This window comes from Streptomyces sp. NPDC048420, from assembly GCF_040651535.1.
Classification (GTDB): domain Bacteria; phylum Actinomycetota; class Actinomycetes; order Streptomycetales; family Streptomycetaceae; genus Streptomyces.
Genome location: NZ_JBEZKG010000047.1, coordinates 8,298 through 29,390 on the forward strand (window position 1 = coordinate 8,298; position 21,093 = coordinate 29,390).

Annotated in this window: 22 protein-coding genes; 13 read left to right on the top strand and 9 right to left on the bottom strand. The window is 71.4% G+C overall.

Features of this window, described 5'->3' with window-relative positions:
• Positions 1–277 precede the first annotated feature (277 nt).
• Entirely contained in the window at positions 278–628 is a 351-nt protein-coding gene (locus tag AB0D34_RS44725; RefSeq protein ID WP_362673372.1) for a DUF488 family protein, read from the bottom strand.
• Between the two features lie 141 nt (positions 629–769).
• On the opposite strand from AB0D34_RS44725, the gene AB0D34_RS44730 reads away from it, so the two are divergent.
• The 4 genes from AB0D34_RS44730 to AB0D34_RS44745 are packed head-to-tail and all read left to right on the top strand — an operon-like array spanning position 770 to position 5,472.
• Complete coding sequence (locus AB0D34_RS44730) at positions 770–2,155, top strand: M1 family metallopeptidase (RefSeq protein ID WP_362673373.1); 1,386 nt, start codon at positions 770–772, stop codon at positions 2,153–2,155.
• A 41-nt stretch (positions 2,156–2,196) separates the two neighbouring features.
• Positions 2,197–2,940 carry a L,D-transpeptidase family protein gene (locus tag AB0D34_RS44735; RefSeq protein ID WP_362673375.1) on the top strand — a complete coding sequence of 248 codons (744 nt, stop codon included), beginning with the start codon at positions 2,197–2,199 and terminating at the stop codon, positions 2,938–2,940.
• A gap of 19 nt (positions 2,941–2,959) precedes the next feature.
• Positions 2,960–3,670, top strand: a complete 711-nt coding sequence (locus AB0D34_RS44740) for a response regulator transcription factor (RefSeq protein WP_362673377.1) — start codon at positions 2,960–2,962, stop codon at positions 3,668–3,670.
• Positions 3,667–5,472, top strand: a complete 1,806-nt coding sequence (locus AB0D34_RS44745; protein WP_362673379.1) for a HAMP domain-containing sensor histidine kinase — start codon at positions 3,667–3,669, stop codon at positions 5,470–5,472. Before AB0D34_RS44740 ends, AB0D34_RS44745 begins: the two co-directional genes overlap by 4 nt.
• 86 nt (positions 5,473–5,558) lie before the next feature.
• Here the strand turns inward: AB0D34_RS44745 and AB0D34_RS44750 are convergent, their stop codons facing one another.
• Positions 5,559–5,813: a WhiB family transcriptional regulator gene (locus tag AB0D34_RS44750; RefSeq protein ID WP_362673382.1), complete on the bottom strand. Its 255-nt coding sequence runs from the start codon at positions 5,811–5,813 to the stop codon at positions 5,559–5,561.
• A gap of 110 nt (positions 5,814–5,923) precedes the next feature.
• Positions 5,924–7,144 carry a saccharopine dehydrogenase C-terminal domain-containing protein gene (locus AB0D34_RS44755; RefSeq protein WP_362673385.1) on the bottom strand — a complete coding sequence of 407 codons (1,221 nt, stop codon included), beginning with the start codon at positions 7,142–7,144 and terminating at the stop codon, positions 5,924–5,926.
• A 110-nt stretch (positions 7,145–7,254) separates the two neighbouring features.
• On the opposite strand from AB0D34_RS44755, the gene AB0D34_RS44760 reads away from it, so the two are divergent.
• Positions 7,255–7,959: a TetR/AcrR family transcriptional regulator gene (locus AB0D34_RS44760; protein WP_362673386.1), complete on the top strand. Its 705-nt coding sequence runs from the start codon at positions 7,255–7,257 to the stop codon at positions 7,957–7,959.
• 25 nt (positions 7,960–7,984) lie between these two features.
• Here the strand turns inward: AB0D34_RS44760 and AB0D34_RS44765 are convergent, their stop codons facing one another.
• A complete protein-coding gene (locus tag AB0D34_RS44765; RefSeq protein ID WP_362673439.1) occupies positions 7,985–8,878 on the bottom strand; it encodes a LysR family transcriptional regulator ArgP in 894 nt (297 codons plus the stop codon).
• Between the two features lie 69 nt (positions 8,879–8,947).
• Between AB0D34_RS44765 and AB0D34_RS44770 the strand changes: the two genes are divergently transcribed.
• Both AB0D34_RS44770 and AB0D34_RS44775 read left to right on the top strand, forming a co-directional pair.
• Positions 8,948–9,565 carry a LysE/ArgO family amino acid transporter gene (locus AB0D34_RS44770; protein WP_362673388.1) on the top strand — a complete coding sequence of 206 codons (618 nt, stop codon included), beginning with the start codon at positions 8,948–8,950 and terminating at the stop codon, positions 9,563–9,565.
• A 110-nt stretch (positions 9,566–9,675) separates the two neighbouring features.
• Positions 9,676–10,971 carry an MFS transporter gene (locus AB0D34_RS44775; RefSeq protein ID WP_362673391.1) on the top strand — a complete coding sequence of 432 codons (1,296 nt, stop codon included), beginning with the start codon at positions 9,676–9,678 and terminating at the stop codon, positions 10,969–10,971.
• A 3-nt stretch (positions 10,972–10,974) separates the two neighbouring features.
• Here AB0D34_RS44775 and AB0D34_RS44780 read toward each other — a convergent pair whose 3' ends face one another.
• The 3 genes from AB0D34_RS44780 to AB0D34_RS44790 form a co-directional block, all read right to left on the bottom strand.
• Positions 10,975–11,430 (bottom strand): cyclic nucleotide-binding domain-containing protein, encoded by a 456-nt coding sequence (locus AB0D34_RS44780; RefSeq protein WP_362673394.1) that lies wholly within the window; start codon positions 11,428–11,430, stop codon positions 10,975–10,977.
• Positions 11,431–11,686: 256 nt separating this feature from the next.
• A complete protein-coding gene (locus AB0D34_RS44785; RefSeq protein ID WP_362673397.1) occupies positions 11,687–13,165 on the bottom strand; it encodes an aminotransferase class I/II-fold pyridoxal phosphate-dependent enzyme in 1,479 nt (492 codons plus the stop codon).
• 55 nt (positions 13,166–13,220) lie between these two features.
• Positions 13,221–13,430 carry a hypothetical protein gene (locus AB0D34_RS44790; protein ID WP_362673400.1) on the bottom strand — a complete coding sequence of 70 codons (210 nt, stop codon included), beginning with the start codon at positions 13,428–13,430 and terminating at the stop codon, positions 13,221–13,223.
• A gap of 210 nt (positions 13,431–13,640) precedes the next feature.
• On the opposite strand from AB0D34_RS44790, the gene AB0D34_RS44795 reads away from it, so the two are divergent.
• The 5 genes from AB0D34_RS44795 (at position 13,641) to AB0D34_RS44815 (ending at position 16,784) form a co-directional block, all read left to right on the top strand.
• Positions 13,641–14,078, top strand: a complete 438-nt coding sequence (locus tag AB0D34_RS44795) for an ATP-binding protein (protein ID WP_362673401.1) — start codon at positions 13,641–13,643, stop codon at positions 14,076–14,078.
• Between the two features lie 201 nt (positions 14,079–14,279).
• Entirely contained in the window at positions 14,280–15,212 is a 933-nt protein-coding gene (locus tag AB0D34_RS44800; protein WP_362673404.1) for a SigB/SigF/SigG family RNA polymerase sigma factor, read from the top strand.
• A gap of 5 nt (positions 15,213–15,217) precedes the next feature.
• Positions 15,218–15,451: a DUF5133 domain-containing protein gene (locus tag AB0D34_RS44805; RefSeq protein WP_362673406.1), complete on the top strand. Its 234-nt coding sequence runs from the start codon at positions 15,218–15,220 to the stop codon at positions 15,449–15,451.
• 39 nt (positions 15,452–15,490) lie between these two features.
• Complete coding sequence (locus AB0D34_RS44810; RefSeq protein WP_362673408.1) at positions 15,491–16,324, top strand: DUF1206 domain-containing protein; 834 nt, start codon at positions 15,491–15,493, stop codon at positions 16,322–16,324.
• A gap of 28 nt (positions 16,325–16,352) precedes the next feature.
• Entirely contained in the window at positions 16,353–16,784 is a 432-nt protein-coding gene (locus AB0D34_RS44815; protein WP_362673410.1) for a hypothetical protein, read from the top strand.
• Here the strand turns inward: AB0D34_RS44815 and AB0D34_RS44820 are convergent, their stop codons facing one another.
• A complete protein-coding gene (locus AB0D34_RS44820; RefSeq protein WP_362673412.1) occupies positions 16,785–19,016 on the bottom strand; it encodes an FUSC family protein in 2,232 nt (743 codons plus the stop codon).
• A gap of 70 nt (positions 19,017–19,086) precedes the next feature.
• Positions 19,087–20,463: an NAD(P)/FAD-dependent oxidoreductase gene (locus AB0D34_RS44825; RefSeq protein WP_362673415.1), complete on the bottom strand. Its 1,377-nt coding sequence runs from the start codon at positions 20,461–20,463 to the stop codon at positions 19,087–19,089.
• 267 nt (positions 20,464–20,730) lie between these two features.
• Between AB0D34_RS44825 and AB0D34_RS44830 the strand changes: the two genes are divergently transcribed.
• Complete coding sequence (locus AB0D34_RS44830; protein WP_362673418.1) at positions 20,731–21,090, top strand: PRC-barrel domain containing protein; 360 nt, start codon at positions 20,731–20,733, stop codon at positions 21,088–21,090.
• Positions 21,091–21,093: the final 3 nt, after the last annotated feature.

Below are 21,093 nucleotides of genomic sequence, written 5' to 3' on the forward strand. Positions count from 1 at the left end.
GTGCCTGGGGCGTCGGCGCAGGGCCCGCCGATCCGACTGGGGCTCGTAGGTGCGTCGGCGTCGGCGTCGGGGTGTGGGAGTGCGGGTGGTCGGGGTTCTGTGGGGCGCAGTTCTGCGTGCTGGGTGCCTGGGGCGTCGGCGCAGGGCCCGCCGATCCGACTGGGGCTCGTAGGTGCGTCGGCGTCGGCGTCGGGGTGTGGGAGTGCGGGTGGTCGGGGTCCGGTGGGCGCAGATCCGTGTGCCGGGCCCCTGCGCTGGCCCACCCCGCCGGACAGGTCTAGGCCTCCAACAGCCGCACCAGCACCGTGGCGTGGCTCTGCTCCGGTGTCTTCGACGCCGTCAGGAGGGTCACGTCCCCCTTGGCCGCCAACTCCCGGACGCGGTCGAGGAGTTCGGCCGCCTCGGGATCGGCCAGTTCCGCCTCGTACCGCTCGGCGAACTCCTCGTACGACCCCTCGCCGGCGTGGTACCAGCGGCGCAGCTCGGTCGACGGGGTGAGCGCCTTCGGCCACTCGTCCACGCGGGCGGCGCCCTTGGACAGGCCGCGCGGCCACAGCCGGTCGACCAGGACGCGCACGCCGTCCTCCGGCTCCGGGGGTTCGTAGACGCGACGGATGCGAACGCTCACGGGAGGCCTCTCGACGAAGGGTGAGTGCGTCGGAGCGTACTGCGACCCGCGCCACGACTTGACCTGCCGCAGGGTGAGTTGCGGATGAGGCGGCCTTTAGTGTGAAGCCGTTGCCCGCCCCCCCCACCTGGAGGAGTGCACGTGCCGCAGGCCGTCAGACGCACTTTCGTTCTCGTCACCACCCCCGTCGCCCTCGTGGCGGTGCTCGGCGCCGCGTCACCCCCGTCGCCGGGCGCGTCCGGAGCCGGGGACCCCTACTTCCCGCTCGCCGGCAACGGCGGCTACCACGTCGGCCACTACGACCTGGCACTCCGTTACGACCCCGGCAGCGGACACCTCGACGGCAAGGCGGTCCTCACCGCCCGCGCCACCCAGCGCCTCAGCCGCTTCGACCTCGACTTCGAGGGACTGACCGTCACCGGCCTGACAGTCGGTCACACCAAGGCCGACTTCCGCCGGGACGGACAGGAACTCGTCGTCACCCCGAAGCACGCCCTGCGCAAGGGGGAACGGTTCACCGTCACCGTCTCCTACCAGGGCAAGCCCGGACCCGTCACCGACCCCGACGGCTCGCTCGACGGCTGGATCCCCACCGACGACGGCGCCTTCGTCGCCGGGGAGCCACAGGGCGCCATGACCTGGTTCCCGGCGAACAACCACCCCACGGACAAGTCGTCGTACGACTTCACCATCACCGTCCCCGAGGGGCGCACCGCCGTCGCCAACGGCGTCCTCCTCTCGCAGCGGACCGCGCAGGGAAAGACCACGTTCCGCTGGCGCCAGAGCGAGCCCATGGCCGCCTACCTGGCCACGGCGACCGTCGGGAAGTTCGAGGTGGAGCAGTTCACCACCAGGAACGGCATACGCGTCTACAACGCCGTCGACCCGCGCGAGGCCTCCGCCGCGGCCCCCGTCCTGAAGCACCTGCCGTCGGTCCTGGAGTGGGAGAGCAAGCTGTTCGGCCCGTACCCGTTCCGCGCCGCAGGGTCGATCGTGGACCGAGCCCCGAACGTCGGCTACGCGCTGGAGACCCAGTCCCGACCGGTCTACGACCGGGCCCCCGACCTGAGCACCCTCGTCCACGAGAGCGCCCACCAGTGGTTCGGCGACTCCGTCTCGCTGACCTCCTGGAAGGACATCTGGCTCAACGAGGGTTTCGCGACCTACGCGGAGTGGCTCTACGCCGAACAGCACGGTGGCGACAGCGCGCAGAAGACCTTCGACGACCTCTACGCACAACCCGCGAGCGACGACCTGTGGGAGTTCCCGCCGGGCGACCCCGGCAGCGGCGCCAACATCTTCGGCACCCCCGTCTACGCCCGCGGCGCCATGACCCTGCACGTCCTGCGCACGACCGTCGGTGACCGGGCCTTCTTCCGGATCCTGCCCGCCTGGGCCGCGGCACACCGCGACGGCAACGGAACCACCGCCCAGTTCATACGACTGGCCGAACAGATCTCGGGGAAGAAGCTCGACGGGCTGTTCCAGACCTGGCTCTACACGCCGGGAAAGCCGAACAGGCCCTAGAACCTGACGAGTTCCTTACAAGTATCGGCCAGAGTCGGTCCATGATCACACGCAGAACCCACCTGGCCCTGCTCGCCGCACCCCTGCTTCTCGCGGGGTGCGGCGGCGGTGCCGTGGCCAGTACGGAGGGCGCACCCGCGCCTTCCCGGGAGACTCCGGAGCCCACACCCTCGCCGGAGATCTCCGTCGAGGTCGCGCCCCAGCAGATACCCGGACTCGGTCCGAAGACCTGGGCGAAAATACCGGCCGGCACCCGGCAGGCCGTGGTCGTCACCGGTAAGGGCCGCGACTCCTCGGACTCGGCCGTCGTCCTGTACGAGCGCACCGAGGCCGGCTGGCAGGCCGGCGCGAGCTGGCCCGCGCACAACGCCCTCAGGGGCTGGACCGACCACCACCTCGCCGGCGACCTGCACTCACCGATCGGCGTCTACACCCTCACCGACGCCGGAGGGCTGCTGAAGGACCCCGGGACGAAGCTGCCGTACGACCGCTCCACCAGCTTCACCGCGCCGGGCACAGGCTTCGAGGGCGAGCCGCTGGCCGGTTCCTTCGACTACGTGATCGCCATCAACTACAACCGCCGGCCCGGCACTTCACCCCTGGACTGGACCCGGCCCATGGGCTCGGGCCGCGGGGGCGGGATATGGCTGCACGTCGACCACGGCGGACCCACACACGGCTGCGTCAGCGTCGCCGAGAAGCACATGAAGGACCTGCTCCGCGCCCTGGACCCGGACCTGCGTCCCGTCGTCGTCATGGGCGACGCGGCCTCCCTGTCCCGCTGAACCGCCTAGGATCCGCCGGGTGTGCGCACATGTGCTGGTAGCCGAGGACGACGAGATGCAGGCCGAACTCATACGACGGTCCCTGCTGGCGGAGGGTCACACCGCCACCGTGGTCCACGACGGCCGGGCCGCCCTGGACGCGGCCCGGCGGCTCGCCCCCGACCTCGTCGTCCTGGACCTGATGCTGCCGGTGATCGACGGCTTCGGGGTGTGCCGGGTGCTGCGGCGGGACGACGGCATCCCCGAGATCCCCGTGGTGATGCTCACCGCGCGTTCGGCCGAGGACGACGTCCTGCTCGGCCTGGAACTGGGCGCCGACGACTACGTGACCAAGCCCTACAGTCCGCGCGAGCTGATGGCCCGCATCCGGACCGTTCTCAGGCGCAGCGGACGGGGGGAACCGGCGAGCCGACGTGAGGATCCCGTCGTACGCGCGGGAGATCTCGCGGTCGATCCCGTGCGGCACGAGGTGCGCTGCGACGGAGCGCCCGTGGAGTGCACCCCGGCCGAGTTCGAGATCCTCCTCGCCATGGTCGCCGAGCCGGAACGGGTGTTCTCCCGGCGGCAGTTGCTCGAGGTCACCCGGGGCACCGACCGGGCCTCCACCGAACGGGCCGTGGACGTCCACATCATGAACCTGCGCCGCAAGATCGAGGCCGATCCGCGGCGCCCGGTGCGGCTGCTGACGGTGTTCGGCGTCGGCTACAAGCTGAGCGGCGGGCGCGGATGAGCGCGCGTATACCGCTGCACAAGCGGCTCTTGGTGCGGCTGCTGATCACGTCCGGGCTGATCGCCGTGTGCTCGGTGGCCGCGACCGCCTGGCTGGCCGTGGCGACCACCACCCAGGCCCTGCGCGAGGAGCAGGGGCAGGCGCTCGCCGACGACATGGAGGTCCTCGCCGAGCTCAGTGGTTACGCGGCGACCCATCCCGACTGGTCCCAAGTGGCGGAGACGGTACGGAAGCTGTCGGCCAGGACCGGCCGCCGTATCGCCCTGACCACCTCGACGCGCCGCATCATCGCCGACTCCGCGCGGGCGGGCACTTCCCTGCCACCGAGCGCGGCCGCCGCCGTCGACCCGCTGCACACCGACACCTACAGCGAGCGCGGCGCCCAGATCCCCGGCATCGACCCGCGAGCGGTGGGCCCGTACCGGCTCACCGAGGCGGAACGCGTCAAGGTCGACGCCCTGGCACGCAAGCGGCAGCTCTGCTTCTCCCAGGTCGGTCTGGAGACGGACCTGAGCCGCACTCCGAGCGGGCGGACGGTCCTCACCGACCCGGACAGCGGCTCCGCGCCCGACTACGTGCCCGACGCCTGCGCCGACGGACGGCTCAACACACCGACCCCGACGGAGGAGAAGGCGACGAAGGCGCTCATGGAACTGGCCAGAGGCTGCCTGACCAAGGCCGGACTGAACCCCGGATACGCCGCGCTGCTGGGCGGTGGACCGGTCGGGCTGGATGTGCGCGACCCTCTGGGAGGCAAGCTCGGTGACAAGGAGGCGCGCCTGGCGCAGCCCTGCCGGGACGAGGCCCGGCGCACCCAGCTCGACCCGTACGTGGCACCGGTCGCCGAACTCTTCCTCGGGACCGGCGACACTCCCGCGGTGCTGTTCGACATGTCCCCGGCCAACAAGGCCAAGGTCGTCGGCACCGCCGGACTCGTCCTCGCCGTCACCGTCGCCGCGACCGCCCTGGTCGCCACCAGGCTGGTGCGGCCGCTGCGCGCACTGACCGCGGCGGCCCAGCAGCCGCCGGAACTCCATGTGCGCGTGCCCGTCACCACCCGGGACGAGACCGGCATTCTCGCCGCCGCCTTCAACGACCTCACCGAACGCCGCGAACGCATCGAGGCCCAGCGCAAGGAGATGGTCAGCGACATCGCGCACGAACTGCGCAGCCCGCTCACCAACATCCGCGGCTGGCTGGAGGTCACCCGGGACGGCGTCGTCGACCCCGACCCCGCCCTGCTCGGCTCCCTGCACGAGGAGGCCCTCGTCCTCCAGCGTGTCATCGACGATCTCCAGGACCTCGCCGACGCCGACGCCGGCACCCTGCGACTGCACCGGGAGCCGGTGCGCTGCGACGAACTCCTCCAACAGGTCGCCGCGGCCCACCGAGTCGCGGCCGGTGCGGCCCGGGTCGAGTTGCGCACCGACGTCGGCGGCGAGGCGTGGCTGGACGCGGATCCGGTGCGGATGCGGCAGGTGCTCGGAAACCTGGTCTCCAACGCGCTGCGCCACACCCCGCCCGGCGGTTCCGTCACTGTGTCCGCGCGCCGCGACGGCGACGACGTCGTCCTGGAGGTCGCCGACACCGGCACCGGCATCGCGCCCGACGACCTGCCGCATGTCTTCGACCGGTTCTGGCGGGCGGAGAAGTCCCGCAGTCGCCGTACCGGAGGCAGCGGCCTGGGTCTGCCCATCGTCCGCCACCTGGTCGCCGCCCACGGCGGCACGGTCGAGGCGACGAGCGAGCCCGGCACCGGCAGTGTCTTCACCCTGCGGCTGCCCGGGGGCCCGACATCGTAGCCGTACCTCCGATTCCCTTTGTGGCGAGCGCGTACCCAGGAGAACTCCTGGGGTCCACTGCGCCGTACGGGCCGCTGAACGGTCTCTCAGCGGGCCCTTCTCCTCGCTGCCGCCGCGCGCCGGGCCAGCGCGCGGCGTTCTGTCTCGCTGGTGCCACCCCAGACACCGATGCCCTGCCCGGTGTCCAGGGCCCACTCCAGGCACTGCTGCTGGACGGGGCAGCGTCGGCAGACCGACTTGGCCTGCTCCGTCTGTACCAGTGCGGGGCCGGTGGTGCCGATCGGGAAGAAGAGGTCGGGGTCCTCGTGGCGGCACGCGGCATGGTTGCGCCAGTTGTCCATCAAAGTCACCTGCGATCGAGTCGTACGTGCCCTCGTGGATGCCTTACTCGATTTCGGGTCACCTGTCGATGCGCGGTGAAACAACCGGGTCCTGTGGGACGGCCCACGGATCACTGCTCGCGAACGCCCCACGGGGAGCCGTACGCGGTCAGCAGGTCCAGGAAGGGGCGGGCCGGGAAGGCCTCCGGGCCGAGGACACCCGTGCCCGACCAGGCGCCCGTGGCGAGGAGTTCGAGGGCGACGACCGGGTTCACCGCGGTCTGCCACACCACCGCCTGACAGCCGTACTCCGCCATCGACCACTGGTTGTCGACCACGTGGTAGAGGTACACCTCGCGCGGCGCCCCGTCCTTGACGCCCTTCACCCAGGTGCCGGCACAGGTCTTGCCGTGCATCCGGTCGCCGAGCGTCGCCGGATCGGGCAGACACGCGGCCACGACGTCCCGGGGTGAGACCGCGACCGGCCCGGCGGCGCTCGGCACGGTCACCGGCTCGGTGCGGTCCAGGCCGAGCAGGTGCAGCGTCTTCAGCGTCTCGATGAACTCGCGGCCCAGGCCGTACTTGAAGGTCACCCGGCGCGCGCCCACCCAGCGGGGGACGAGCAGCACCTCCTCGTGCTCCACGTTCACACACTCGACGGGGCCGATGCCCTCGGGGAAGTCGAAGACCTCGGGCTCGCTGAAGGGTTCCGTCGTGAACCAGCCGCGGTCGGCGTCGTAGACAACGGGCGGGTTCAGGCACTCCTCGATGGTGGTCCAGATGCTGAAGGACGGGGCGAAGTCATAGCCGTCCACGGTGAGGTTCGCGCCGTCGCGGATTCCGATCTCCTCGATCTCGTCGAACAGTTCGTCGGCCGCGTACCGGGCGAAGACGTCCGACAACCCCGGCTCCACACCCATGCCGACCAGAGCCAGCGCGCCCGCCTTCTCCCACTCCTCGGCCTGCGCGAACTGCTCGTCGCCGAGCTTGACCCCGCACTCCTCGTACGGCCGCTCGGGATGCGGATACGACAGGGACATCGCCATGTCGACGTAGGCCGCACCGGCGGACCGCGCCGCCCGGAACAGCGGCATCACGAACCGCGGGTCGGTGGCGTTGAGCAGCACGTCACAGGCGTGCCGCTCCAGCAGCGCGGTGACGGCCGGCTCGTCGCTCGCGTCCACGCGCTCGGCGGAGAACCGGCCGGCCCGCTCACCGAGCGCGGCCACCGCGGACTCGGCGCGCGCGAGGTCGTAGTCGGCGACGACCATCGCGTCGAAGAACGGCCGCCGGGCGGCGATCCGGGTGATGGCGGTACCGACGCCTCCGGCGCCCACGAGCAGTACACGCATGACAAAACACTCCCTGTCGGGTCGAAGGTCGCAGATGTACGGGGCCCTGGCGGAGATACAACGCCGTGTGCTGGTTTAAGGTCAATGGCGTTGGCATAAGGAGGCCTGCGATGCCGAAGCCCGTGGTCCCCGAGGAGAAGCGCCGTCGGCGCAGGCCCACCAAGAGCGGCACGGTGCTGTCGGAGCGGCTGATCGTCGAGACGGCCCTGCGCATGCTCCGCGAACACGGCAGCAGCGGCCTCACCGCCCGCCGCCTGGGCCTGGCTCTGGACGCCGACCCGAGCACGCTCTACCGCTACTTCCGCGGCATGGACGAACTGACGCTGGCCATCGGCGACGCACTGATCGGACAGGCGTTGGAGGGCTGGGAGCCGACGGGGGAGTGGCGGGACGATCTGCGCTCCACGGGTCTACGCATCCACGCCGCCTACGTGGCCCACCCCCAAGCCGCGCTGCTGACGACCAACAGGGTCACGGGCCGAGCGAACGAACTGGCGGCAGACGAGGCGGTCCTGGACATCCTGCGCAGGGCGGGCTTCCCGCTCGCGGACACGGTCCGCATCTACCACGCCTTCATCGACCAGACGCTGGCTTTCGCGGCCCTGGACGCGGCGTCCCTGGCCCTGCCGAGCGAGGCGCTGGACGCGGACGAGTCCATGTGGCGCTCGACCTACGCCCACTTGCCCGCCGACCGCTACCCGCGCATCGCGGAGGCAGCACCCCTACTGGCGACCCGCATGGTCACCAGCGCATACGAGACGGCGCTGGACATGCTCCTGGACAGTGCAGAGGTACGGCTCCGGAAGGCGCCCTGAAGGGGCGCGGGACCGTGGCACATCCTCAGGCGCGCAAAATCTCCCCGGCAGCCGAGACCACCGCCTCCGCCACTACCCCCAACGCCGGCGAATCCAGCTTCCACTGCTGCCAGTACAACGGAACATCCACCGGAAGATCCGGCGCCAGCGACACCAACCGCCCTGCCCGCAGCAGCGAACCCGCCTGAATCTCCGGCACCATCCCCCACCCCAACCCCAACACAACCGACTCCAGGAACCCCTCCGACGTAGGCACCGCATGCCGCACCCGGCTCGCCCCACCCCGCCCCAGCTTCCGCAGGAACCCGTCCTGGATGTCGTCACTCCGGTCGAACGTCATCACCGGAGCCTCGGCCAGCGCATCCCCCAACGACCCCCCGAGACACCGCTCCACGAACCCCGGACTCGCCGCCGCGAGATACCGCATCCGCCCCAGCGTCCGCACGGAACACCCCGCCACCGCCTCCGGTGACGACGTCACCGCCGCCATCACGAGCCCCTCCCGCAGCAGTTCGGCGGTACGCGTCTCGTCCTCCCGCCGCAGCTCGAAGCAGAGCCGCTCCCGCTGCGGAACCCGCCTGAGCGCCCCCAGGAACCAGGTCGCGAGCGAGTCCGCGTTCACCGCGACCGACACCCGCGTCACCTCGCCCTCACCCGGCATCCCGAGCTCGGCGAGCGCGTCCCGCTCGAGCCGGGCCAGCTGCCGGGCGAACCGCACCACCACCTCGCCCGACTCGGTCGGCCGGACCGGCTTGGTGCGCACCAGCAGCACCCGACCCGTGCGCTGCTCCAGCGCCTTCACCCGCTGACTCACCGCGGACGGCGTCACATGCAACGCGGCCGCCGCCGCGTCGAACGTGCCCTCGTCGACAACCGCGAGCAGAGTCCGTACCTGATCCAGGGGAAGCTCGGTCATCATCACGACAACTAACGATACTTAAGAATCTTTAGCTGTACGCGAAGTGATCGTCTCCGTACCGTCGAAGCCATGCCAGCCTCTCTGTCCGCCGCTGCCGCAGGCTTCGGCACCGGTCTCTCGCTCATCGTCGCCATCGGCGCCCAGAACGCCTTCGTCCTGCGTCAGGGCATCCGGCGCGACGCGGTCCTCGCCGTCGTCGGCATCTGCGCCCTGTCCGACGCCCTGCTCATCGCTCTCGGGGTCGGTGGTGTCGGGGCCGTGGTGGTCGCCTGGCCGGGCGCGCTGACCCTGGTCGGCTGGATCGGCGGTGGATTCCTGCTCTGCTACGGCGCCCTCGCCGCCCGCCGGGTCTTCCGGCCGGGGCAGTCGGGCCTGCGGGCGGAGGGCGAGGCGGCGGGCTCCCGCAGGCGGGCGGTGCTGACCTGTCTGGCGATGACCTGGCTCAACCCGCACGTCTACCTCGACACCGTGTTCCTGCTCGGCTCCGTCGCCGCCGACCGCGGCCCACTGCGCTGGACCTTCGGACTCGGCGCGGTGCTCGCGAGCCTGTGCTGGTTCGCCGCGCTCGGCTTCGGGGCCCGGCTGCTCAGCCGCTTCCTGGCCAGGCCGGCCGCCTGGCGGGTCCTCGACGGGCTGGTCGCCGTCACGATGATCGTCCTCGGCGCGGCGCTCGTGGCCGGAGCATGAAATCCATCGAGGCGGAGTCCGCAGGATGAGACACCGCGTCCCGAACTCCCGGACGGTACTGCGATAGTGAACCCTGGATCCGTTAGATGTAACGAGCAACCAGGAAGCGCGTGGACACCGGCGAGAGCAGCACCGAACCCCAGACCCCGGCCGCGGAAGCGGCGCCGCCCCGCCGCGGCTGGCGCCGCTGGGCCATGGACACCCGTCCGCTGCGCATTCCGGCCTACCGCAGGCTGTGGAGCTCGACCATCGTCACGGCCGTCGGCAGCCAGCTCACCGCCGTGGCGGTGCCCAAGCAGATCTACGACATCACGGGCTCCTCGGCCTGGGTCGGCGCCGCGAGCATGGCCGGACTGCTGCCGCTCATCGTGTTCGCGCTGTGGGGCGGGGCGGTCGCCGACACCATGGACCGCCGCAAGCTGCTCCTGATCACCAACACCGGTATCGCCGTCACCTCGGTGCTGTTCTGGCTCCAGGCCGTCGCCGGGCTCGACTCGGTGGCGGCCCTGATGGTCCTGCTCGCGGTGCAGCAGGCGTTCTGGGGCCTGAACGCGCCCGCCCGCAACGCCTCCATCGCCCGTCTGGTCCCCGAGGGGCAGCTGCCCGCCGCCAACGCCCTCGGCTCGACCGTCATGCAGACCGGTCAGGTGATCGGCCCGCTGCTCGCGGGTGTGCTGATCCCGGTGATCGGCCTGCCGGAGCTGTACCTCATCGACGCCCTGGCACTGTGCGTCACGGTGTGGGCGGTATACCGGCTGCCGTCCCTGCCGCCGCTGGCGAGCACGGTCGCGCGACGGGCCGGTGTACGCGAGATCGCGGAGGGCTTCCGGTACATCTCCGCGCACAAGGTGCTGCTTCTGTCCTTCCTCGCCGACATCGTCGCCATGGTCCTCGGCATGCCCCGGGCGCTGTTCCCGCAGCTCGCCTCCGAGACCTACGCCCCGTACGGCGAAGGGCTCGCGCTGGGCCTGCTGTTCGCCGCGATCCCGATCGGCGCGGTGGTCGGCGGGCTGTTCTCCGGCACCTTCTCCCGGGCCCGCCGGCACGGCTGGATGGTCATCGGGGCGGTCGTCGCCTGGGGCGTGGCCATCACCGGGTTCGGGCTGAGCGGCAGTCTCTGGCTCGCCGTGGTCTTCCTGGCCGCCGCCGGGGTCGCCGACATGGTCTCGATGGTCTTCCGCGGGGCGATCCTGCTCTCCGCCGCCACCGACGAGATGCGCGGCCGGATGCAGGGCGTCTTCACCGTCGTCGTCGCGGGCGGCCCGCGCCTCGCCGACGTCCTGCACGGCACCGCCGGCTCGGTCCTCGGTGCCCGCACCGCGGTGGCCGGCGGTGGCCTCCTGGTCGTCGCCGTCATGCTGAGTCTCGCCTTCGCGGTCCCGGCACTGCGCCGATACCGCGTCTGAGACCTACAGACGGCCCCTGTGGTGCGAGCCGTACTGCTCCATCAGCTTGCCCCGGGTGGTCTCCAGGCGGTGGGCGAGGATCTCGGCCACGCTGCGGACCAGGATCATCCCGAGCTGCCGGTCCGTCTCGCACAGCCGCAGCACCGCCGCCGCGTCGAACTCGTAGGCCCGCACCGGGCTGAAGGCCTCCGCGCCGAAGTCCCACTGGTACGGCGGGAACAGCCACGACCAGCCGAGCAGGTCGCCGGAGCCGAGCCCGGCGACGGTGACCCGCTGGTGGGTGGTCACCTGCTGGGTCAGGGAGACCGCCCCGGAGCGGATGACCCAGAACCGGTCGGCCGTACCGCCCGCCTCGAAGATGTGGAAGTCCTCGGGGAAGGACACCTCCCGGGCGAGCGTCATCAGGCTCTGGCGCTGCGGCTGCGGAAGTGCGTTCAGCAGTTTCGTCGCTTTGGTCATGACGCGGGGCTCCTCGCCGGCGGTGGATTCCGGTGTTGTGCCTACGCCCATTTCAGCGGCTGCCGCCGTTCGGGGCACCTCGGCGGATGTGAGGATCTGCGCACGGCATGGAAAAGCCCTGGCTGGACGGGGGAGGCCAGCCAGGGCAGTCAGGGGTGGTGCCGGAGGACGGTGCGTCGACTCCATCACCACGTGTATGAACCGTAAACCATCCATGGCGATTTCGCGCAATCGGATCCCGGTCGAGTGACCGGTTTCACTCGTTGGATCCGTTTACGACCCTGATCGTCTCCAACTTCGCGTCGGCGGGATCGGGGAGGTTCATGCCGGCGGCCAACCCGGTGCGCAGATACCGCAGTACCGGTTCCGTCAGCCGCTCCCCGGGCAGCACGGCCGGGATACCCGGCGGATACGGCGTGATCATCTCCGCCGCGACCCGCCCGGCCGCCTCGGCGACCGGCACGTTCTCGGCCGGGCCGAAGAACGCGTCCCGGGGCAGCTCGACCTGCTCCATCCGCAGCGCGGACGCCGACGGCACCTCCACCCGCGGGGCCGGGCCCAACTCCGGCGCCGCCCGGGCGAGATCCCTGAGCGCCGCGAGCAACTCGGCGGTCGTCTCCTCGTCGTCGGCGTGGGTGATCTGCGCGCCGATCCTGCGATGGTCGGTGAGGTGCGCGTCGATGTTCCGGTGCTCGCGCAGCCAGTCCGCGGCCTGGAATCCGGTGATCCCGAGGCCCGTGAGGTCGATGACCCCGGGCAGCGGATCGAGGTCGTCGGCCAGGCCGGGCCCGCAGAAGTCGTCGCGGTCGTTGACGTGCAGCCCGTCGATCTCCTCGATCGCGGACCGGACCCGGGCCGCCAGATCGAGCGCCCCGCCCATCAGCTCCTTGCCGTGCAGAGCCATCTGCCGACGCCAGCCGTCCAGACCGGCGTAGATCAGCACCGAGGGACTCGTGGACCCCAGCAGGTCGGCGCGCATCTTCAGCAGATCCGGCGGGACGAGATCGCCCTGGAGATGGAAGACTGAGCCCTGCTCAAGGCCGCTGCCCATCTTGTGGATGCTGGTCACACAGATGTCGGCGCCCGCGTCCATCGCCCAGGACGGCAGATCGGGATGGAAGGGCAGATGCGCGCCCCAGGCCTCGTCCACGATCAGGGGGACCGAACGGCGGTGGCAGACCGCGGCGATGTCCTCCAGGGCCGCGCAACCACCGTACGGAGTCGGGCTGACGACGAGAGCGCCCTTCGCGTCGGGGTGGGCGTCGAAGGCCTGCTCGAACTCCGCGGCGGAGGGCGGGTGCGCGAGATGGCGCTCGGGGTCCCACCTCGGTTCGACCCAGACCGGCTCGATCCCGGAGAGGATCAGCCCCGAGACCACCGACTTGTGGGCGTCCCGCCCGATCAGCAGCTTCTCGTGCGGACCCGCGACGGCCAGCATCGCCGCCTTGACCGAGAGGGAACTCCCGCACGTGGTGAAGAAGGTGTGCTCGGCGTGCACGGCGTCGGCCATCAACTCCTCGGCCCGCTCCAGCACCCGCCCCCGGGTGAGCCGGTCGTCCAGGCCGCCCGACGCCAGTACGTCCCCCAGGAAGACCGCGTCCCCCAGCGCCTCCCGCACCGCGGGATCGGCTCCACGGGCCTGTTTGTGTCCCGGCGGCGCGAAGGACAGCCGGCCCCGGCGGTGGTAGTCGGCCAGGGCTTCCAGAACCGGTGCTTGGGTGTGGTCGACGGTCATGGGCCCCGGGTGCCCTGCCGGGGCGCCGGTCAATCAACGCGCCCCGGACCGCTGGTCAGCGGCTGCCCGGCCGGACGACCTCGTCCAGCACCCGCACCACGGCCTCGTAGGCCAGCGTGCGTACGGCGGCGTCCCGGGCCGCGTCCGGATCGGTGGGGCGCAGCTCCTCGCTCTGCGCCCGCCAGGACCGTTCCTCCTCCGCCGCGCAGGCCCGGGCACGCTGGATACGGCGCAACAGTTCGTCTGAGTCCACAACATCCGTCATGTGGTCCGCGTACCCCGGGAACGCGATCGAATGACCGGGCGATCCGCCCGAAACGGGAAGGTTTGACCTGGCGTGGAGGGGTCAGCCGATTAAGGAGGCCCACGGAGAACGCGCACCTCACCACGCGGTCCCCGTGTCGTGGGTCGGCCGGGCCCGGCTTCTGCTGCACCGACCAGACCGTAAGTCGTTCCTTCGATCAGGAGCCACGTCATGTGCGAGGAGCACAGGACCCAAGCCACCCCCGACCTCTTCGTCGTGGACCGGCGGCCGCGGCCGCGCAGGCCGGCCGAGGCACGCCGGGCGGTGGAGCGGGCCGTGTCCGAACGCTGCCGCGTCACGCACACCCCGTGCAACGCGCAGGCCCTCTCGGACGCGCTGCTCGTCGCCTCGGAACTCACCACCAACGCGATCCTGCACGGTGGCGGGATCACCGACTTCCGCGTCTCCGTCCAGGGCCGGCTCGTGTGCGTCTCGGTCAGCGACCGCAGCGCCGCGCTGCCGGTCACCAAGGATCCCGTCGATCCGCACGGCAGGTGGCGGCCCGGCGGCCACGGCTGGCCCATCGTGTGCCGGCTGGCCCGGGACGTCCGGGTGACCGACCTGCCCTCGGGCGGCAAACGCATCACCGCCATGGTGCCCCTGGGCTGATGCGGCACCGCTGGGGAAGCCTCCGAAACGGAGTTTCGCCAGCGGTGTTTGGGCCCCATACAGCAGGGCAGACGCAGTTTCGTGCTTCGGACCGGAGGCGCGCCAGCGGGAGCGGTATGGCTGCTGGGGCCCCCTTTCGGTGGTCCGGCGGCGTACCCCCCGCGGTCAGTCCCTGAACCCGTTCTTCAGGAGCGAATCCGCATGCTCACCGACACGTCGACCAGCCGTCCCACCACCCACGACCGTCCCACCACCCACGACCGTCCCACCACCCACGACCGTCCCACCACCCACGACCGTCCCACCACCTCCGGCAGGCGGCGGCACGACGACGCCCCCGACACCATGGCTCTCTTCGCCCGGCTGGCCGGGCTGGCGGAAGGCCCCGAGCGCGACGCGCTGCGCGACGAGCTTGTCACCGCCTGGCTGCCCATGGCCCACCGCATCGCGGGCCGCTTCCGCGACCGCGGGGAGTCCCTGGAGGACCTGCGGCAGGTCGCGGCACTCGGCCTGGTGAAGGCCATCGACCGGTTCGAACCGGAGCGGGGAGCCTTCGAGAGCTACGCCGTACCGACCATCACCGGCGAGGTCAAGCGTCACTTCCGCGACCGCATGTGGGCCCTGCGGGTGCCCCGCCGGGTGCAGGAACTGCGCAACAAGGTGCGGGTGGCCCGACGCGAGCTCACCCAGAACCCCGGTTCCCCCGAACCGACCCCCGCCGACCTCGCCGCTCACACCGGTCTGACCGAGGAAGAGGTCACCACCGGCCTGGAGGCCCTCGAAAGCTTCAGCACCCTGTCCCTGGACGCCGAGCTCTCGGCCGGCGACGACGGCTACAGCCTCGCGGACACCCTGGGCGGCCCGGACGCGTCGTACGACGTCGTGGTCGACCGCGAGTCCGCCAAGGAGGGCCTGCGCCGGCTGCCCGAGCGCGAGCGCGCCATTCTCTACATGCGCTTCTTCGAGGACATGACACAAAGTCGCATCGCCGACCAGCTCGGCATCTCGCAGATGCACGTCTCCCGGCTCATCAGCCGCAGCTGCGCGCGCGTGCGCGACGAGGCCCTGGCCGACCGGTCGAGGCGCCAGGCCACCGCCGACGGCACGCCCGCGGCCGGGGCACACGAGGAGTGAGCCGGATGCTGATACCCGACCCCGCGTTCCTGCGCCGCCTCGTCGACGCGTACGAGGCACTGCGGTCCAAGGAGGCCGCCGCGGCGGCCGAACCCAGCCCACGGGCCCGGGACCTCGCCTACACGCTCTGTGTGTCGACCGGCACCCGGGACGTACGGCTGGCCCTGGAGACCGCCCACCGCCTGCTCGCGGCCATGCCCGAACGCGCGCGACTGGCGGACCGACCGCACCCTGTGTGACCGCCCGCCAGGACGGCATCCGGACCAGAAGGAGTCGACATGACCACGAGCTCCACGGCACAGCCCGGCCGGATGCAGGTCCGGCGCGCGGCGCGCGGCTCCGTCACGGAGGGCGCCGCCCGCGCGGGTCTCACCGCGCGCGGGGTGATCTACCTGCTGGTCGGTGTGCTGGCGCTGCAGATCGCCTTCGGCGACGGCGACCGCCAGGCCGACCGCGGCGGCGCCCTCGCCGCTCTCTCCGACAAACCCTTCGGCTCCGTCGTCCTGTGGGCACTGGGCATCGGACTCGTCGGCATGGCCCTGTGGCGGCTGTCCGAGGTCGTGTTCGGCGCGGTCGGTCCCGACGGCCACAAGGCGAGCAAACGACTGCTGTCGGCCCTGCGCTGCGTCTTCTACGCGTTCGTCGCCTACTCCGTGCTGTCCTTCGCCGTCGGCTCCGGCGGCGGCGGATCCAGCGACAAGCAGTCCCGGGACATCACCGCCCGGGCCATGGAGTGGCCGGCCGGACAGTGGCTGGTGGGCGCGGCCGGGGTCGGCGTCGCGGTGGCCGGCGTGTGGATCGCGGCGCAGGCACTGCGCCGGCACTTCCACGAGGAGATGAAGCTCGCCGAGATGAGCCCGCGCGTCAGGAATTTCGTCGACGTGACCGGCGTGGGCGGCGGACTGGCACGTGGCGTCGTGTTCGCCGCGGCGGGTGCCTTCGCCGTCAGTGCCGCGATCGACTACGAGCCCAGGAAGGCGAAGGGCCTCGACGACACGCTCCGCTCGTTCGCCGACACCCCGCTCGGCCCGTGGCTGCTCGTCCTGGTCGCGGCAGGGCTGGTGCTGTTCGGGGTGTTCTCGTTCGCGATGGCCCGCTGGCGGCGGGTCTGATCGGTGGCACACGGGGAACCCGAGCCGCATGAACGAACCCGAGCTTCCGCCCGACGGTAGGCCCGTGGACGTCTACCTGGACCTTCTGCGCATCCGTATGGCATCGGAGGACTACGAGCTGCTGCTCAGCGTGGTCGATCCGGTCCTGCGGGCGATCGAGGAACAACACCTGCCCGCCCTGGACTTCGCGCTCGAGGACAGTCAGCAGGACGGGCTGCCCCAGGAGATCCGTGACGAGGCCGCCCTGGTCATCGCCACCGCCGTCACCGGCCGACTGGACAACAAGGTGATCGAGCTCCGCGTCGACGACACCGGCCCGGTCCGGGTGGTCACCGACGCGGACACCGCCGCCGACCCGGTGCGCCTCGGCGAGATCGCCGACTACATCCGCGAACGCCGACGGCTCGACGACGAGCTGCGCGGCATCGCCGAGGTGAGCGACCTGCCCACGGACCTCTGACTAGCGTTTCGGCGGCGAAACCGGCACGTTCAGCGGCCGGGCCAGGCCCACCAGGGTCTCGTCCAGCCGCTGGACGTGCCGCAACACCCGGTCGGTGACCCGGCCGAAGCGCGGAGTGCCGGGGACCTCGGTCTCCAGGAGCGACGCGATGCTCGGCCCGGTCTGGACGGCGGCTGTGGAGCGCTCGTCGGCCACATGGGCCGCGATCGCCGCGATGTTGTCCCCGATGCGCCGGCCCGCCCGGCGCAGCCGGGGATCCGCCGCGATCGAGGGGTGCGTGGGCAGCAGTTCGGCCGTGGCCGCCAGCGAGCGCGCGTGGTAGGCACAGGTCTCAAGGAGCGCCACCACATAGCGGGCCGTGTCACGCCGGGCCCGCAGTGGCGTGATCGGATGTGTGAGCGGCTGGGTGGCCGCCCGCAGATCGGCCAAAGCCTGGTCCAGGTCGCGCGCCTGGTCGAGCAGTTCGACGGGGGAACCGCCGCTGAGCTGGTCCACGGCGGCCTCGGTGACCTCGTCGAGCCGCTCCAGGACGGTACCGAGCAGGTCGTTCGTCCGGCGGTCCGTGCGCACCGGCAGGACGAACGCCGCCGCGATCACCCCGCAGGCCGCGCCGAGCGCGGTCTCCTCCACGCGCAGCAGCAGCACCGAGAGGCTGTAGGTGTGCAGCAGGGTGTAGAGCAGGCCCAGGGCGGCGGTGACGAAGAACGACATCAGCGTGTAGGACAGCGGCGCGGTGTAGAACATCGCGAACACCAGCACCAGGACCAGGGCGAACGCCGTCCAGGTGTGCTGCCCGACCGCCCCCGCCAGCACGATCCCGGCCAGCACACCGAGCACGGTCCCCAGCAGCCTGCGGTAGCCCTTGACCAGGATCTCCCCCGTGGACGCGGTGTTGATGAAGACGATCCAGCAGGTCAGTACCGCCCAGTACCAGCGCTGGCTGGAGAGGAACTCGCCGCCGACGATGGCGAGCGACGACCCCACGGCCACCTGTACCGCGGCCCGGGTGGTGGGCCGCCTGAGCCCCGTCAGCTCCTCCTGCGCCTCGGTGCCGTCCCCGTCGGCGTCGATGACGGCGTCCTCGGCGTCCAGCTCCTCGCGCGAACGCGCGGTCGCGGGGGAGTCGTCCGACTCGTCCTGCGGACCGTCCAGGGCGATCCTGAGGCCCAGGACCGCGCGGGCGGTCTCGCCGATGCCCCGGAAGACGTCCAGGACGGCCGGCGGGGCGGCCGGCAGGTTCTCCTCCTCGCGATAGCCCAGCAGGCGGTTGCGGACCTGGGACAGCGCGGTACCGGTCCGGGCGGCGACCGGACGCAGCACCAGCAGGCGCAGCGCCTCCAGATCGCGGCGCACCCTGCCCATCGCCTCGTCCCGGCCGGGCATCCGACCGGCACGCGGGGCCGGCGCGCCCGGCAGGTGCAGCGTGAGTGTGTCGGCCCGCTCGGCGCTTCTCGCCGTCAGCAGCAGCAGGCCGAGCCGCTCGGCGGTGATCTCGGCGTCCGCGATCCGCCGCTGCACGAGCCGCGCCGCGCCCGCGTCGGAGGTCCCCTCCTCCAGCCGCCCCTGGATCATCAGCGCCGTCTCGTGCAGCCGGGCCGTCCTCTCGCGTACGTCCGACAGCGCCTCGTCGATCTCGTCGGGCCCCGCGTCCAGCAACTGGAGCTGCGCGGACACCAGCTGGGCCAGCCGGGCCCGGAAGGCCTCCCGCAGGCGTTCGAGAAGGCCCGCTGGAGTCTCCCGCACCAGCAGGAAACGCGCCGCCGCACTGCACAGGAAGGCGACGCCGAGGACGCCGTACAGCTCGGGCAGTCCGGAGACGGTGGCGCCGACGAACAGCGACACGAAGTAGACCTGGAAACCGATCAGCCCGAGCGCGGTGCCGCGGTCGCCGAAGCGGCGGCCGTAGACGGCGCAGAAGATCAGCGCGACGAAGAAGAGGTCGCCGGCCACGACACGGGAACTCAGGAGCGCGCCCAGGGACATCGAGACCAGCGCCACCGGCAGGCCCAGGGCGAGGGTCACGGCCTGCGGGGCGCGCTGCTTCTCCCGGATGGCGAAGGTCGCCACCATCGCCGCGATGGCGCCCGCGACCAGATGCCGGACGCTCACCCCCACCAGACCGAGCACGGCCAGCGTGAGCGCGATCGCGCCGACCGTGCGCAGACCGGCGGCCAGCCGGAGCAGCCCCGGGTCCGACGCCGCGACCCGATCCCGCACCCTCGCCGTGTTCACTGCCCCGCACTCACTCCCGTGTCATGTCATGATCCGTTTCCAGCATGGCACGGCGGAGCAGGATCACGACCTACTCGTCCAGCCGCTGCGTCCCGTCGACGTGCGCCTTGACCTGTTCCGGCGTCAGATACGCGTCGGTGTACTCGAAGTCCTTCAACTTGGCGGGCTTGCGGGCCTGGAAGCCGGTGCGCACGAAATCGTCGCCCGCGACCGCGTTGAGCAGCCAGTTGGTCATCACCCGTGTCTTGGCGACGTTGGTGCGCAGCGCCGACCAGTGGTAGCCGCGGGCGACGGCCTGGGCGGGCAGGCCCCGCAGTTCGATGCCGAGCGGCTTGGACACCGCGTCCTTGCCGCCCAGGTCGACCACGAGACCGAGGTCCTTGTGGACGTACGGCGTCAGGGCCTGGCCGCGCAGGGTGGCGATGACGTTGTCGGCGACGTGCCTGCCCTGCCGCATCGCGTGCTGCGCGGTCGGCGGGCACACCGCGTCCTCCTGCTCCTTGGCCTTGTCGGGCACCGCGGCCGCGTCGCCGAGCGCGAACACCCCGTCGTGGCCGGGGAGGTTCATCTCCGCGGCGACCGCGAGCCGGCCCCGGACCGTCTCCGCGCCGAGCGTGGCGATGAGCGGGCTCGCCACCACACCGGCGGTCCAGATCAGGGTGCGGGTGGGGATGACCCGTCCGTCGGTGAAGGTGACCTCCTCCGGGCCCGCCTTCGCGATGGAGACGCCGAGAGAGATGTCGATTCCGCGTTTGCGCAGCACCTCCTGGGCGCTGCTGCCCAGCTTGTCCCCGAGTTCGGGCATCAGCTTCGGCGCGATGTCGATCAGATGCCACTTGATGAGCGCCGGGTCGATGCGCGGATAGCGCTTGACGGCTGCGTGGGTCAGCTTCTGGAGGCAGGCGGCCGTCTCCGTGCCCGCGTATCCGCCGCCCACCACCACGAACTGCAGCCGCGCGGCGCGCTCGGCCTCGTCCTGGCTGGCGTCGGCCAGGTCCAGTTGCGAGATGACGTGGTCGCGGACGTAGGCGGCCTCAGCGAGGCTCTTCATCCCGAACGCGTGGTCCGTGAGGCCCGGGATGTCGAAGGTGCGGGTGACGCTGCCGGGAGCCAGCACGATGTAGTCGTACGACACGTTGACGATCTCGTCCGTGATGGTGCGGACCACGCACACCTTGGACTTGAGGTCCACGCCGATCGCACCGCCCGGGATGATCCGGGTGCGGTACTTCTTGCTGCGGCGCAGCGACACGGCGATCGACTGGGGTGTCAGGACGCCGGAGGCGACCTGGGGCAGCAGCGGGAGATAGAGCTGGTAGGCGAACGGCGTCACCAGGGTGACGTCGGCTTCGTCCGGGGAGAGTTTGCGCTCCAGCCGGCGAACGCACTCGACACCGGCGAAGCCGGCGCCGACCACCAGGATCCTGGGTCGTGTCACGGTGTTCATCCCTTTCTGCGGCTCCAGGCGGTCTGCCTCGAACGCCCTTCGTCTGCCCGTGCGGGCGCGACGAATGCGTTCGAGGACCACCATGCCCGTCCTGGCCTGAAAACGCACCGGGAGAAAGGTGAAGGAGGTGAGCGGACCGGACCCGTGAACACCGCTTGTGAGGGTGCCGGTCGCCGAATGCGCGTGCGACAGACGGGTATTTGGTGCTGTGGGCCCGATCGCAGCGGACCATCGGGCCCGGGCAGTGCTCAGGACGGAGGGAGCAGCGTGACCACCGACAGAATCTGGTCGTACCCGCCGGACAGCGGTCATGTCGAGGGACAGGACCTGACGGGCTTCGGCGTCGTCGCCAGCGACGGGACGATCGGACATGTGGACCGGCAGGCCGCCCCGCACGGGTTGGCGCACCTCGTCGTCGACACGGGCGTGTGGGTCTTCGGCCGCAGCGTCCTGGTGCCGGTGGGCGTCGTCACCGGCATCGACACCCACGACCGCAAGATCACGCTGGCCTGCACCGGGGCGGAGGTGAAGGCCGCCCCCCGCTTCCGGACCGACAGCGAGACCAGGGACCGCGACTACCTCACGGCGGTCGGTACCTACTATCTGCGGCTCGCGGCAACGGCCTGACCG